9 protein-coding genes are annotated in these 14,158 nt (G+C 65.9%); all 9 read left to right on the top strand.

Translation table 11 applies throughout. The features are described from left to right. Window position 1 precedes the first annotated feature (1 nt). The 9 genes from MARPU_RS09025 (at window position 2) to MARPU_RS08985 (ending at window position 14,156) form a co-directional block, all read left to right on the top strand. Window positions 2-2,503 carry a tetratricopeptide repeat protein gene (locus MARPU_RS09025; RefSeq protein ID WP_025275234.1) on the top strand — a complete coding sequence of 834 codons (2,502 nt, stop codon included), beginning with the start codon at window positions 2-4 and terminating at the stop codon, window positions 2,501-2,503. Between the two features lie 102 nt (window positions 2,504-2,605). Next, window positions 2,606-4,897 (top strand): tetratricopeptide repeat protein, encoded by a 2,292-nt coding sequence (locus tag MARPU_RS09020; RefSeq protein ID WP_025275233.1) that lies wholly within the window; start codon window positions 2,606-2,608, stop codon window positions 4,895-4,897. Between the two features lie 270 nt (window positions 4,898-5,167). Next, entirely contained in the window at window positions 5,168-7,294 is a 2,127-nt protein-coding gene (locus tag MARPU_RS09015) for a flagellin N-terminal helical domain-containing protein (protein ID WP_005223829.1), read from the top strand. A 77-nt stretch (window positions 7,295-7,371) separates the two neighbouring features. Further along, the gene (locus MARPU_RS09010; RefSeq protein WP_005223828.1) at window positions 7,372-7,812 is read left to right on the top strand and encodes a flagellar protein FlaG; all 441 of its coding nucleotides are present in this window, start codon (window positions 7,372-7,374) and stop codon (window positions 7,810-7,812) included. 20 nt (window positions 7,813-7,832) lie between these two features. Next, complete coding sequence (gene fliD, locus MARPU_RS09005) at window positions 7,833-9,917, top strand: flagellar filament capping protein FliD (protein WP_005223827.1); 2,085 nt, start codon at window positions 7,833-7,835, stop codon at window positions 9,915-9,917. Between the two features lie 210 nt (window positions 9,918-10,127). Next, window positions 10,128-10,598, top strand: coding sequence for a flagellar protein FlaG (locus MARPU_RS17170; RefSeq protein WP_232229453.1), 471 nt, complete (start codon window positions 10,128-10,130; stop codon window positions 10,596-10,598). A gap of 64 nt (window positions 10,599-10,662) precedes the next feature. Continuing rightward, entirely contained in the window at window positions 10,663-11,058 is a 396-nt protein-coding gene (fliS, locus tag MARPU_RS08995) for a flagellar export chaperone FliS (RefSeq protein WP_005223825.1), read from the top strand. Between the two features lie 305 nt (window positions 11,059-11,363). After that, window positions 11,364-12,323 (top strand): GGDEF domain-containing protein, encoded by a 960-nt coding sequence (locus tag MARPU_RS08990; protein WP_005223824.1) that lies wholly within the window; start codon window positions 11,364-11,366, stop codon window positions 12,321-12,323. A gap of 138 nt (window positions 12,324-12,461) precedes the next feature. Beyond that, window positions 12,462-14,156, top strand: a complete 1,695-nt coding sequence (locus MARPU_RS08985; RefSeq protein WP_005223823.1) for a methyl-accepting chemotaxis protein — start codon at window positions 12,462-12,464, stop codon at window positions 14,154-14,156. Window positions 14,157-14,158 lie beyond the last annotated feature (2 nt).

The raw sequence follows: 14,158 nt of genomic DNA, 5'->3' as shown, positions 1-14,158 counted from the left end.
GATGTCCGAGGATCGACAGTCGCTGCTCCAGACGGCCGCGGCGCATCATCGGGCCGGTCGTCTGGACGTCGCCGAGGCCGTCTATCATGCGTTGCTCGCGCTCGACCCCGATGCCCCCGAGGTGTTGGCTGCGCTCGCACGGTTGCGCGAGGAGCGGGACACTGGTGCGCGACGCTCGTCCCCGGGGCGACGAGGAGCGGCCGATGATGGGGGACGCGCCTCCGTGGCGACCGACCACGCGCGCCTGGTCGAGACCTTGGGCGCCGGACGTCTGGAGGAAGCCGAGCAGCATGCGCGGCGACTGAGCGCGCAGGATGACGCCTTCGGCTGGAAGGTACTGGGCACCCTGTTGGCGCAGCGTGGCGAGATGCGCGAGGCGATGGTCGCGCTCGAACGGGCGATGCGACTCGGCCCCGATGACCCGGAGCTGCGCAACAGCCTGGGGCACGTCTGCCGGCGGCTCGGTCGACTCGAAGAGGCAGCGGCTCACTACCGGCGCGCGCTCGCGCTCGATCCGGCGCGTGCCGAGATATGGAACAACCTGGCGATGACCCTGCGCGACCAGGCGGCGCCGGCGGCGGCGTTGGAGTGTTGCCAGCGCGCCCTCGCGCTCGCCCCGGACTATGTGCGGGCACAGGACAACCTCGGTCTTCTGCTGCGTGAGCTGGGGCGCCCCGAGGCGGCGCTGCGTGCCCATGCGCGCGCCTTGGAACTCCAGCCCGAGTTCGTCGAGGCATGGAGCAACCAGGGGCTGGCGTACCAGGCGCTGGGCCGGGCCGGGGCGGCGTTGGCGAGCCATCGCGAGGCACTGCGGCGACGCCCGGACGATGCCGACCTGTTGCTCAACCTTGGTGTCACCTTGGCTGACCTGAGTCGCTATCGCGAGGCGTTGAGCTGCTTCGATCGGGTGCTGGAGTTGGTGCCGGAGATGGCCGAGGCCCACGGCAATCGTGGACTGGCGCTACAGGCGTTGGGCCTCTCCGGAGCGGCCGAGTGTAGCTACCGTCGTGTCCTGGCGCTGGATCCGCGCAGCATCGAGGCATTCAACAACCTCGGTATCCTACTCCATGAGTTAGGACGATCGGAGGAGGCGCTGCGTTGCCTGGAACAGGCCTTGTCGATCGACGGCGAGAACGCGAACGCACACAACAATCGCGCAAACGTGCTCAAGGATCTCGGCCGGTTGGAGGAGGCGATCACCGGGTTCGAGCGCGCTTGCGCGCTCGAACCCGGCCAGATCCAGGCCGAATCGAATCGTTTGTTCACCATCAATTACCACCCGGATTGGTCTGCCGAGGAGGTCTACGCCGCCTATCGCGACTACGATCGTCGTCACGGCGAGGCGGCGCGGGCGCACTGGCGGGCGCACACCAACACGCGCGATGCCGAGCGTCGTCTGCGCCTGGGGTACGTCTCGCCGGACTTCCGCTCGCACGCGATCCGCTACATGCTCGAACCGTTGCTCGAACATCACGACCGCACCCGGTTTGAACTCCATGCCTATGCCGAGCTGACGCGCGAGGACGCGCAGACGGCGCGCTACCGCTCGCTGGTCGATCATTGGGTGCCGACGCGCGGGCTGAACGACGGCGAACTCGCCGCACGCATCCGCGCCGACGGCATCGACATCCTGGTGGACCTGGCCGGCCACACGGCGGGCAACCGGCTGGGGGTGTTCGCGTACAAGCCGGCGCCGGTGTCGGTCAGCGCCTGGGTGGGCTATGGCTACACCACGGGGTTGAGCGCGATCGACTACTTCCTTGCCGACGAGGTGCTGGTGCCCGAGGGGTCGGAGGGGTTGTTCAGCGAGCGGCCCTGGCGTCTGGCCGCGCCCGGCGGGGTGTATCGGCCGAGCGCGGGGATGGGGGCGGTGAACGTGCTGCCGGCGCTGGAGCGTGGGGCGGTCACCTTCGGCACGCTGACGCGCGGGGTGCGGATCAACCATCGCGTCGTGCGGGTGTGGTCGGAGATCCTCGACCGGGTGCCGGGTTCGCGCCTGGTCATCGATAGTCGCACCTATGCCGATGCGTCGGTCGCCGAGCGGCTCGCCGCGCGCTTCGCCGCGCACGGGATTGCCCGCGAGCGCCTGGAGATCGGCTACCACAGCCCGCCGTGGGACGTGCTGCGCGGGATGGACATCGGGCTCGACTGCTTCCCGCACAACTCGGGGACGACGCTGATGGAGTCGCTCTACATGGGGGTGCCGTTCGTGACCCTGGCCGATCGGCCGAGCGTGGGCCGGATCGGGGCGACGATCCTCGCGGGGATCGGCCGGGATGCGTGGATCGCACCGGACGAGGCCGGTTACGTCGAGCGGGCGGTGGCGCTGGCCGCGGATCTGGCGGGGCTGGCGGCGATCCGGGCGGGGCTGCGCGGGGAGATGGAGGCCAGCGCCTGGCGCGACGAGCCCGGTGGGATCGCGCGCATCGAGGCGGCCTACAGGGCGATGTGGCGGCGCTGGTGTTCTCTGGAGGGGGCAGAGGAAGGCGGTGAAGAGAACTGAAGGTTCGAGGTGTTCTGCTCGGGAGGTCGTATTCGGGCATCTCCCACGCCTTGACACGAAAGGGCGCATCTCCGAGGTGCGCGTCATATTGAGGGTGAAGTCTTGAATGATGCCCAGATCCTTTACGAAACCGCATCAGGACACTATCGCGATGGTCGTCTCGATGTTGCCGAACCGCTCTATCGCGCGGTGCTCGCGCTCGATCCGAGCTGTATCGACGCCTTGCGTGATCTTGCCTCGATCGCCGAGTCCAGGGGGGATCCGGGTGGTGGCGTCCATCTCCTGGAGCGCGCGCTGGTCGTCGCGCCGAGGGATCAGGCATGCCTGATCTCCTTGGTCGAATTGCTCTTGCGGCAGGGCCGCCGCCGGGAGGCCGAGTCGACTTTCGGACGCCTGTGTGCCTCGGGCTGTGACGACGGTGTTCTCGCCGGTCTTCGTGAACGTTTCGGTATACGCGACGTCGCTGCTTGTGATACCGGCGGCGAGACCGAGGGGGTGACGCTGGACGATACCGCTCGGGCACCGGTTCGGCAGGTGCGTGAACTCACTGGGCTGGTGGAGGACAATCGTCTGGAGGAAGCCCTCTCGAAAGCGCGGTTGCTGTGCAAGAAGTACCCGCGAGACTTTTTCCTGTGGAAGGCGATGGGGACCGTACTCTACCGCAGCGATGACTGCCGTTCCGCGCTCCCTGCGATGCAGCAGGCCCTGGCGCTCAACCCCAAGGATCCGGAGCTTCTCAATACCTTGGGCAATATTCTTCACGACCTTGGAAGGCTGGCGCAATCCCAGAGCTGTTTCAGTCGCGCGATCGCGTTGTCGCCCGATTATGCCGAGGCGCATAACAGCCTGGGGGCGGTGTTGAAGTCACTCGGCAGATTTGACGAGGCGATCGCGAGCTACAGGCGGGCATTGGCGCTGAAGCCCGACCTGTCGGAGGCCTATTCGAACATCGGCATCGTCTACAAGGACACGGGGGAACTCGACAAGGCAAGGCGTTATTACGAGATGGCGCTCGACAAGGACCCCGATAATCTCAACGCCAGGAACAACTTGGGTGGGGTGCTGCAGGATCTCGGTCGTCATGACGAGGCGATTCGATGCTATTCGGCCGCCATTCAGGGGAGGCCCGAGTTCGCCGTGGCCGAATCGAATCGTTTGTTCACCATCAATTACCACCCGGATCGGTCTGCCGAGGAGGTCTACGCCGCCTATCGCGACTACGATCGTCGTCACGGCGAGGCGGCGCGGGCGCACTGGCGGGCGCACACCAACACGCGCGATGCCGAGCGTCGTCTGCGCCTGGGGTACGTCTCGCCGGACTTCCGCTCGCACGCGATTCGCTACATGCTCGAACCGTTGCTCGAACACCACGACCGCACCCGGTTTGAACTCCATGCCTATGCCGAGCTGACGCGCGAGGACGCGCAGACGGCGCGCTACCGCTCGTTGGTCGATCATTGGGTGCCGACGCGCGGGCTGAACGACGGCGAACTCGCCGCACGCATCCGCGCCGACGGCATCGACATCCTGGTGGACCTGGCCGGCCACACGGCGGGCAACCGGCTGGGGGTGTTCGCGCGCAAGCCGGCGCCGGTGTCGGTCAGCGCCTGGGTGGGCTATGGCTACACCACGGGGTTGAGCGCGATCGACTACTTCCTTGCCGACGAGGTGCTGGTGCCCGAGGGGTCGGAGGGGTTGTTCGGCGAGCGGCCCTGGCGTCTGGCCGCGCCCGGCGGGGTATATCGGCCGAGCGCGGGGATGGGGGCGGTGAACGCGCTGCCGGCGCTGGAGCGTGGGGCGGTCACCTTCGGCACGCTGACGCGCGGGGTGCGGATCAACCACCGCACCGTGCGGGTGTGGTCGGAGATCCTCGACCGGGTGCCGGGCTCGCGGCTGGTGGTCAACAGCAAGGACTTCGTGAGCGATGCGGCGCAACAGGCGCTGGCCGAGCGCTTCGCCGCGCACGGGATTGCCCGCGAGCGCCTGGAGATCGGCTACCACAGCCCGCCGTGGGACGTGCTGCGCGGGATGGACATCGGGCTCGACTGCTTCCCGCACAACTCGGGGACGACGCTGATGGAGTCGCTCTACATGGGGGTGCCGTTCGTGACCCTGGCCGATCGGCCGAGCGTGGGCCGGATCGGGGCGACGATCCTCGCGGGGATCGGCCGGGATGCGTGGATCGCGCCGGACGAGGCCGGTTACGTCGAGCGGGCGGTGGCGCTGGCCGCGGACCTGGCGGGGCTGGCGGCGATCCGGGCGGGGCTGCGCGGGGAGATGGAGGCCAGCGCCTGGCGCGACGAGCCCGGTGGGATCGCGCGCATCGAGGCGGCCTACAGGGCGATGTGGCGGCGTTGGTGTGAGCGCCGCGCATGCCTTGGCGACATGCCCTGACCGCCGGTCCTGGGGGCGGCTCTGTGACTGGATTCACGCTTCCTGCCGCTTGGCATTTCAATTTTCCGCCGAGGCACCGTTATCTACCATGCGGCAGGCTGGAGAAGGGAGTTGGGAGTCTGCTCACGGGTCGGGGGCAGAAGGCTTGTGGAACAGAATTAAAGCGATCGCCATGCCCGGCCGTTAACTTCAACGAAGCACAGTTCGACTTTGACGGCAGACCGCTGTTGCTGAACAGCCCGCCGGTTCGAGACCAACAGGAGAACAGCCATGGCAATGGTCATCAATTCCAACATCATGTCGCTGAACGCACAGCGCAATCTGTCGAATTCCCAGGCCGAACAGAGCCAGGCCATGGAGCGCCTGAGCAGCGGTCTGCGCATCAACTCCGCCAAGGACGACGCCGCCGGTTCGGCGATCGTCAGCCGCCTGACCTCGCAGGTCCGCGGCCTCGACCAGGCGGTGCGTAACGCCAACGACGGCATCTCGCTGGTGCAGACCGCCGAGGGTGCGCTCAACGAGAGCAGCAACATCCTGCAGCGGATGCGTGAGCTGGCGGTGCAGTCGGCCAACGGCACCTACACCAGCGGCAACCGCTCGACCCTCAACAACGAGGTCCAGCAGCTCGTCCAGGAACTCGACCGCATCTCCACCAGCACCTCCTTCAACGGCCTGAACCTGATGGACGGGTCGCTCGGTGAGGTCAACCTGCAGATCGGTCCCGAGGGCGGACAGACGATCAGCGTCAACATCGGTCAGATCGATGCCGATTCGCTCGGCGTGGACGAGTCGGCGGGTGTCGGCTCCTTCAGCCGGACCGGGACCGGTGCCGGCGCGGCCACCGATGCCTTCCCGCTCGCCACGGCCGCCGTCAAGGGACTCGGCACCGGCGACCTGGTCATCAACGGCATCGCGATCGGCGGCGCGACCGCGGCGGCCGATACCGCCTCGTCCGAGGCCAAGAGCGCCAGCGCGCTTGCGACGGCCGCAGCCATCAACGAGAAGAGCGACCAGACGGGCGTGACCGCCATCGTCGGCGAGACCCAGCTCGGTGGCACGTCGATGACGGCCGCCGCACAGACCGGTACCATCACCCTCAACGGGGTCACCGTCAACCTGGCCACGACGGCCGATGCGGCTACCACGCGCTCCTCGATCGTCGAGGCCATCAACCTCAAGGCCGAGCAGACGGGGGTCACCGCGGTCGACACCGGGACCGACAACGGTGGTATCACCCTGGTGGCTGAGGACGGTCGCAATATCGCGCTGCACAACACCACCGGTGCCCTGACCGCGGCCAACACCGGTCTGGGCCTGGCTGGCGCCTCGGATACCGGGTCGATCACCACGGGGACCGTGACTCTGGTCTCCGACGGGAGCGAGCCGATCAAGATCGAGTCGGGCGCGACCGGTTCGGCTGCCGATGCCGGCTTCATGGAGGGCGACTACACCGGGACCCAGACCCAGGTGTCCTCGAACCTCAACGACACCACCCAGGCGATGACCGCCGGTAACGTGTTCATCAACGGCGTCTCCGTGGGGCCGTCCTACGCGACCGACGACACCGCCTCCTCGGCAGGCAATGCCTACAGCGCCATCTCCAAGGCTGCGGCCGTCAACCTGGTCTCTGACCAGACCGGCGTGACCGCGACGGTGAACCAGAACCGGGCCGACAACTCCACGGTGCAGTCGACCACCGGTGCGGCGGTCGCGGGTACCATCAACGGGGTGGCCATCACCGGCTTCACCACGCTCGACGGCGCCTCGAACACCAGCGCCAACCGTCAGTCCCTGGTGAGTGCGATCAACGCCATCTCCGATCAGACCGGCGTGACCGCGGTCGACACCGGCGAGGACGGGACCGCCAACGGTGGTGGTGTGCAACTGGTCGCCGAGGACGGCCGCAACATCGTTGCCACACTCACCAACGGTGCCTCCGCAGGCTTCAATGCGGCTGCCACGACCTATGTCGGCGAGTTCACCCTGAACTCGGACCAGGAGATCGAGATCACCCGAGGGACCAACGCCAACCTGAGCTACTCCGGTCTGAGTGTCGGCGAGTTCGGCGGCGGCGAGGACGGTCAGGCGCTCTCGAGCATCGACATCTCGACGGTTGAGGGGGCCAACAAGGCGCTGACGGCGATCGACAACGCCCTGGAACGCGTCGACGATGTGCGCTCCGACCTCGGTGCGGTGAACAACCGACTGGACTTCACCATCAGCAACCTGACCAACATCTCGCAGAACGCCTCGGCCTCGCGGTCGCGGATCCAGGATGCCGATTTCGCGGCAGAGACCGCGGCACTGTCCCGGGCCCAGGTGCTGCAGCAGGCAGGCACGGCGATGCTGGCCCAGGCCAACTCGGCGCCGCAGCAGGTCCTCTCGCTGCTGCAGTAACCGCCGGTCCCGGCCGCTAGGAAACGGGTCGCCCCCGTTCAGGGGGCGACCCGGTCGAGCCGAGGGAGGCAAGACCGATGGCCAGTGAATCCTATACTCTAAGCAATATCACTCCGATCCAGCAGCCCTCACCGGCGCCGTCGCGCTCCGAGCGCGACACCGGGACGAGCGCCGCGGAGCGGGATGCCAACGAACGACTCGAGCGCGCCCCCGGCGCGCTCGCGACGGAACAGCAAACGCGTACCCAGGAGAGCCCCGCCGGCGGCGAGACGCCAACCGAGCGTGCAGAGGCCTCCAAGGAGCAGCTCGACCAGGCCGTCGAACGACTCAACGAGATGTTCGGCGGCTCGCGCCGGATGCTCAATTTCGAACTCGACGAAGAGGCCGATCGCACCGTGATCCGAGTCGTGGATGCCGAGACCGATGAACTGATCCGGCAGATCCCCAGCGAGGAGACCCTGAAGTTCGCGCAGTATGTCGAGGGGCTGGCGGGGCTGATCTTCAACGACCAGGCGTGAGCGTGTGAGGAGCGACGAACATGGCCGACAACATCATTTCCAGTCTGGGAGCCGGTTCGGGGATCGATATCACCAGCCTGGTCTCACAGCTCGTCGAGATCGAGCGCGCTCCGGCCGAGCAGCGCATCTCCGCGCGCGAGGAGCGGCTGCAGGCCGAGATCTCGGGCTATGGCAAGCTCAGCAGCGCGCTCGGTGAATTGCAGGACAGCCTTGGCTCGCTGGCGGGCAACGACCTGTTCAACGCCCGCTCGGTCGCCATCCCCGACACCAATGTCATCACCGCCAACAGCGTTGCCGTCGGCGCCCAGACCGGTAGCTACCAGATCGAGGTCGAGGACATCGCCCGCGCCCAGTCGTTGACCATGGGCACCCAAAGCGAGCGCGACAGCGCGCTCGGCAAGTCGGGCGAGCTGACCATCCGCTTCGGTGAATGGACCTATGACGGCAGCGATGCGCCCTCGAGCTTCACTGCCAACGACGAGCGCGAGGCGCTGACCGTTAGCATCGATGCGAGCGACTCGCTCGACGCCATCGCCGCCAAGATCAACGAGCAGAACAGCGGCGTCCAGGCCTCGGTGCTCAAGGTCGACGACCAGTACCAGCTGATGCTGACCGCCCCCTCGGGCGCGGCCAACGCGCTGGAGATCAGCGGCGATGACGCCAGCCTCGACGACTTCGCCTTCAATGCCGCCAACCATGCCAATGTCACCGAGGTCCAGCAGGGCAGCGATGCGCTGCTGCGGATCAACGGTTTGCAGGTCTCGCGCGAGAGCAACGACATCGATGACGTCATCGAGGGCTTCAACTTCACCCTCAACAAGGCGAGTCCCGGCGAGTCGCTGACCTTCTCGATCAGTGAGGACAAGAGCCTCGCCGAGCAGGCCGTGCGCGACTTCGTCGATGCCTACAACAGTTTCCAGAAGACTGCCCAGGGCCTGATCGGCTATGCCCGTGACGATGCCGGCGAGCTGGTGCGTGACGAGAACGGTGCGCTGTCGCGTGGTGATCTTGCCAGCGATGGCACGGCGCGCGCCATGGTCGATCGTCTGCGCGAACTCGTCGGCGGCGAGGTGCAGGGGCTCGAGAGCGGCTTCACCGCATTGACCAACCTGGGTATCCGTACCGAACGCGATGGGTCGCTGTCGATCGAGGAAGACGAGTTCAGCGCCGCCTTCAGCGCCAACTTCCAATTGGTGGAAGACCTCTTCGCGCTGAAGACGACCTCGATGAACAGCGCCGTCTCGGTCAATCTGGGATCCTTCGCCGGGCGGGTCGATGCCGGTAGCTTCGAGGTCGAGATCACCCAGGACCCGAGCCGCGGCGAGCTGCTCGCCGATGCCATCACCCAGGCCGATTTCGATGGTGCCACTGAAACCTTTACTACCGCGCTCGATACGTCAGCCGGTGATTACAGCTTCAAGGTAGCGGTCGACGGTATCGAGTCCGGAACGATCGCGCTCAGCGGCACCTATGACTCCACCGAGCAGCTGCGCAGCGATCTGCAGTCGCTGATCAACAGCGACGAGACGCTCAAGGCGACCGGCACCAAGGTCGATGTGCTCTACGACGACGCCACCGACAGCTTCAGCTTCGTCTCCCGCGAGTACGGCTCGGCCTCCACGGTGGCCTTCACCGAGGCCAGCGCCTCGATGGCCGATCTCGGTGTGCACACCGGCTTGACCGGGACGGCCGGGATCGATGTCGCCGGCACCATCAATGGCGTGGAAGGCTTCGGTGCCGGCAATCAGTTGCTGCCCGCGCTCGATTCGCCCGCCTATGGTCTGAACTTCAGCGTGGTCGCCGGTGCGAGCAGCCAGGGCGCCTTCGATATCTCCTTCTCGCGCGGTTTCGCCGGCGAGCTGAGCCGGCTGGTCGATGGGTTCCTCAGCAGCTCCGGGACGATCGAGATGCGCAAGGAGAACATCCAGGATCAACTGACCGAGCTCGGGGAAGAGCGCGAGACACTCGATCGACGCATGGAGGGTGTCGAGGCCAGGCTGCTGTCGCAGTTCATCGCAATGGAGTCCATCGTCAGTACCTTCCAGTCCACGGGCAGCCAGCTCGAGGGGCTTGTCGACCGCTTGCCCAATACGGCGCAGAACTGACGGTGAGAAAAGATTGCATGGTCAGGTTAAAGAAAACAGCAGGGGTGCCGTTATCCATGGTGTCAGCTAAGCAGACCGTTGGCGAAGGTCTGCATCGGGAGTCAGACCCTTTAGGGTGGCACCCGCGACGCGACCGGGAGGCAGGGGAGGCCGTACCGGGCAGGCATCTACGATTGCTGCGTCCTGCTGCAGGGAACCGGGGAGACAGTGATGATTGAATCGACCCAAGCTCCAGCAGGCGTGATGATCCGCTCACAGCCGACGCATCCGCAGGATGAGGTTGGGACGGCGGCTCGCGGTGACCGTCAACAGGCGGCGAAGGCCAGTGAGCAGAAGGCGTCGTCGGGTGGTGTGGAGACCGTGACGGGCGGCAACCCGCTGGAGGAACAGCAGCGGGCCGGCCAGGCCGAGGCGCAACGTCAGCCGGCTGAAGGGGAGGAAAAGAGTTCGACCCTGATGCTCGAGCAGGTCGTCGAGTCGATCAACGACTACCTGCAGGCGAACCAGCGTGCGCTGGAGTTCAGCCTCGACGATGGCTCCGGTCAGGTCGTGGTCACGGTGAGAGATGCCGAGCGCGACGAAGTGATTCGCCAGATACCGCCGGAACATGCCTTGAAGCTGATGGCGCAGATGCGCGATGGCACCGGCATCAGTGGCATCGGGTTGACCGAAGAGGCCTGAGACCTCCCCCGATCCGCTGATCACTCTCCAAAACTGCAACCATTCGTCGGGAGTGGCCGATACCATGTATGCGATGCGTAAGGAACTCAACCAGTACCGTCAGGCTGGACCTTTGGCAGAGGTTGCGGTTGCCAGTCCGCATCGTCTGATCCAGATGCTGTTCGAGGGTGCCGTCGAGCGGATCGCGGTGGCTCGCGGTGCGATGACGCACGGCAATCTGCAGACCAAGGGCGAGCAACTCAGCAAGGCGATCAATATCATCGAGTCATTGCGCGCGGTCCTCGATCACGACCAAGGTGGCGAGCTGGCCGAAAACCTCGACGCCCTCTACAGCTATATGTCGCGACGCCTGCTCGAGGGCAACGCACGCAACGAACCCGAAGCGCTCGACGAGGTTTCGGATCTGCTCCGCACCATCAAGTCGGGTTGGGACGAAGTCCCCGAACGTCTCGGTCAGTAATCTCCCTCCAACCGGATTCCAGGACGCCCGTTCGCTTGCACCGGGGCGACGGGCTTTCCTACTCCCCATATCGATAGACGGCATCTTGGTCGCCGCCCATGCACGCGGTCGGCAGAGGGTGTCGATTTTTCGACGAATCCGTGTAACGACGTTCGGAGGCGTCACAGCCAGGGAGCGTCAAGATTTTGTCTTGCTGATTGCTGCCGTCAAAGTTTTCAATGTTAGTCTTTGTTTTTAAAAAAGAATATTTTTTGGCGTGATTCTCGCTACCCATTAGACAAACAACATTCCAGGGGCGCGCCACCGTGAGTTCGATCAGTCAAGCCGATACGCCGCATCTCACCCTTGTCTCCTCGTCCGAGGCGGTCACCCAGCCTGAACCGAAGAGTGTCGATCCGGTCGCATTCCTGCAGGCGATCACCGCCTCGCTCGATCTCGATCGGGTGCTGACGATGCTCAATCGTTTCCTCTTCGATCTGGTTTGTCACAGCGGTTGGGAATATCTCAATGCCGCCGAGGGACTGGCCTTCGAGGGCGGACAGTCGGATCGTCACCGCCTGGAATACGACCTGTCCCTCGGCGGGGCCGAGATGGGGCGACTGGTGCTGATGCGCGGACGACGGTTCTCGGAACTCGAGCAGGAGCGGATCGAGGCGCTGCTCGGACTCGCCGCTCCGGCGCTCAAGAATGCACTGGCCTATCAGACCGTGCTCACCCAACTCGAGTCCGACCCGCTCACCGGGCTGGGCAACCGGATCGCGCTATTTCGCGAAGGGGCGCACTGGTTGGCCGATGCCGTGCGCCAGTCGCGACCGCTGTCGATGCTGGTGCTCGATCTCGACGGCTTCAAGCGTATCAATGACCAGTTCGGCCATCCCGAGGGGGATCGGCTGCTCCAGGCCGTGGCCAAGGGGCTGCGTTCGGCGACACGTGCCTCCGACCTGTGCGTGCGCATGGGGGGCGACGAGTTCGTGATCCTGCTCCCGGGGACCGACCTGACGCATGCCATGGAGTGTGCCGAGCGTATCCGCCTGGCCATCGAGCATTGTTCGTCGGAGACCGCCGAAGGGGTGCGTGTCGGGGTCTGTGCCAGCATCGGCGTGGCCACTCATCGCCCGGGGATGGATCTCGACCAGCTCTACACTCAGGCCGATGAGGCCCTCTATGCCGCCAAGCGTGCCGGTCGCAACCGCACCCTGGCCGGGGCGGGGTGCGGCTGCGCGATGGTGCGTGAGACCAGTCAGCAGCAGCTACCGCTGTGCTGATGCGCGGCTTTGCGACTTGGTGGGGAGCATTCGGGGAAATAGCCAGAGGGATCAGCGTTTTGTGCTGTAATCTGACTGAATGACAGGCATCCGAGATGTGTCACAATAAGCGGTCAGTCTTCCCGATCCGGAGCGCGCATGCTGGACAAGATCACTCTCAAGACCAAGCTACTCGTGGGCTTCCTGCTGGTGGCGACAATCGTCCTGATCATCGGTCTCAGTGCCATTCAGGGCGAGCAAACCATGCGGGCCGACGTGGTGCGTATCGGTCAGGTGCGACTGCCCGCGATCATCGCGCTCAATCATCTCAACTATCAGCGGGTGCAGGTCCGCGTCCAGTCGCTGGAGGCGCAGATGCACGCCGACTGGACAGAGGGTACGCGCAAGCTGCTCGAGCAGGTGCTGCGCCAGCGCGAGGCCTCCTGGCGTGAGGTCGAGACGGTGCTCGAGCGTTATGCCGCGCTCGAGAAGACCGCGGACGAGGTCGCCATTTTTGCCGCCTTCAACGCCGAGTACGACGCCTGGCGAGCGGTCTACCGCAAGCTCGACGTGCTGACGCAACGGATGCTCCAGGCCCCGCAGCGTCAAGGCGTCGACGCGCAGGCGGTCTATGCCGAGACACGGGCCGAATACATGCAACTGGTCCAGGAGATGATCCCGATCTCCGACCGGCTCGGCGCCATGGTCGAGTCCATGGTGATGATCAACAACCGCTTCGCCAACGATGCCGTCGCCGAGGCGATCGATGCCTCGAAGCACACCGTGCTGGTGAGCACCATCCTGATGAGCATCGGTCTGGTGCTGTCGATCGCCCTCGGGTTGTTCATCACCCGTGACGTGCTGCGTCGTCTCGGTGGCGAACCCGCCTATGCGCTCGCTGTAGTCAATCAGGTCGCCGACGGTGACCTCGGCGCCCACATCCGCGTGCGCGAGGGGGATACCAGCAGCCTGCTCGCCACCTTCTCGATGATGGTCGAGAGCATGCGTCGCCTGCTGCGCGAGGTCGCCTCGGTGGGTAATCAGGTGGCGACCTCCGCCGAGGAACTCTCCGCCGCCAGCGCCCAGGCGCGCGAGCAGATCGCCCGCCAGCAGACCGAGACCGGGCAGGTGGCCGCAGCGATCAACCAGATGACCACCACCGTCGAGCAGGTCGCCCGTCATGCCGGCGAGGCGGCCGAGGCCGCACGCGCGACCAACCGCGAGGCCGATAGCGGCGGCGAGGTGGTCGAGCAGGCGATCGCCGCGGTCGAGGCCATGGCCCAGGAACTCGAGTCCTCGGCCCAGGTGGTCGGTCGGCTCTCCGAGGACAGCCGCGAGATCGGTGATGTCCTCGATGTCATCCGTGGCATCGCCGAGCAGACCAACCTGCTCGCGCTCAACGCCGCGATCGAGGCGGCGCGTGCCGGCGAGGCCGGGCGCGGCTTCGCGGTGGTCGCCGACGAGGTGCGCACCCTCGCCAACCGCACCCAGCGTTCCACCGAGGACATCCAGCAGAAGATCGAGCGGGTGCAGAGCGGTGCCAACGGCGCCGTCGAGGTGATGGACAAGGGACGCACGATGGCCCAGCAGACTGTCGAGCAGGCACGCCGCGCCGGCGAGTCGCTGCGCACCATCAACGGCTCGATCACCGCCATCAACGACATGAACACCCAGATCGCCAGCGCCGCCGAGCAGCAGGCGACCGTGGCCGAGGAGATCAACCGCAACGTCCACACCATCTCCGACGTGGTCGAGGAGAGCGCCGCTGGGTCGAGCCAGGTCGCGGCAGCGAGCACCGAGCTGGCGCGACTCGCCGCGCAGCTCCAGGAGCGGCTGGAGCGCTTCAAGCTGTGAGC

Source organism: Marichromatium purpuratum 984 (assembly GCF_000224005.2).
Taxonomy (GTDB): Bacteria; Pseudomonadota; Gammaproteobacteria; order Chromatiales; family Chromatiaceae; genus Marichromatium; species Marichromatium purpuratum.
This window is presented reverse-complemented; position numbering and strand designations above follow the sequence as displayed.

Coding starts and splice junctions, on each gene's coding strand:
- MARPU_RS09025 (WP_025275234.1), top strand. CDS start 2: ATGTCCGAGGATCGACAGTCGCTGCTCCAGACGGCCGCGGCGCATCAT.
- MARPU_RS09015 (WP_005223829.1), top strand. CDS start 5,168: ATGGCAATGGTCATCAATTCCAACATCATGTCGCTGAACGCACAGCGC.
- MARPU_RS09010 (WP_005223828.1), top strand. CDS start 7,372: ATGGCCAGTGAATCCTATACTCTAAGCAATATCACTCCGATCCAGCAG.
- fliD (WP_005223827.1), top strand. CDS start 7,833: ATGGCCGACAACATCATTTCCAGTCTGGGAGCCGGTTCGGGGATCGAT.
- MARPU_RS17170 (WP_232229453.1), top strand. CDS start 10,128: ATGATTGAATCGACCCAAGCTCCAGCAGGCGTGATGATCCGCTCACAG.
- fliS (WP_005223825.1), top strand. CDS start 10,663: ATGTATGCGATGCGTAAGGAACTCAACCAGTACCGTCAGGCTGGACCT.
- MARPU_RS08985 (WP_005223823.1), top strand. CDS start 12,462: ATGCTGGACAAGATCACTCTCAAGACCAAGCTACTCGTGGGCTTCCTG.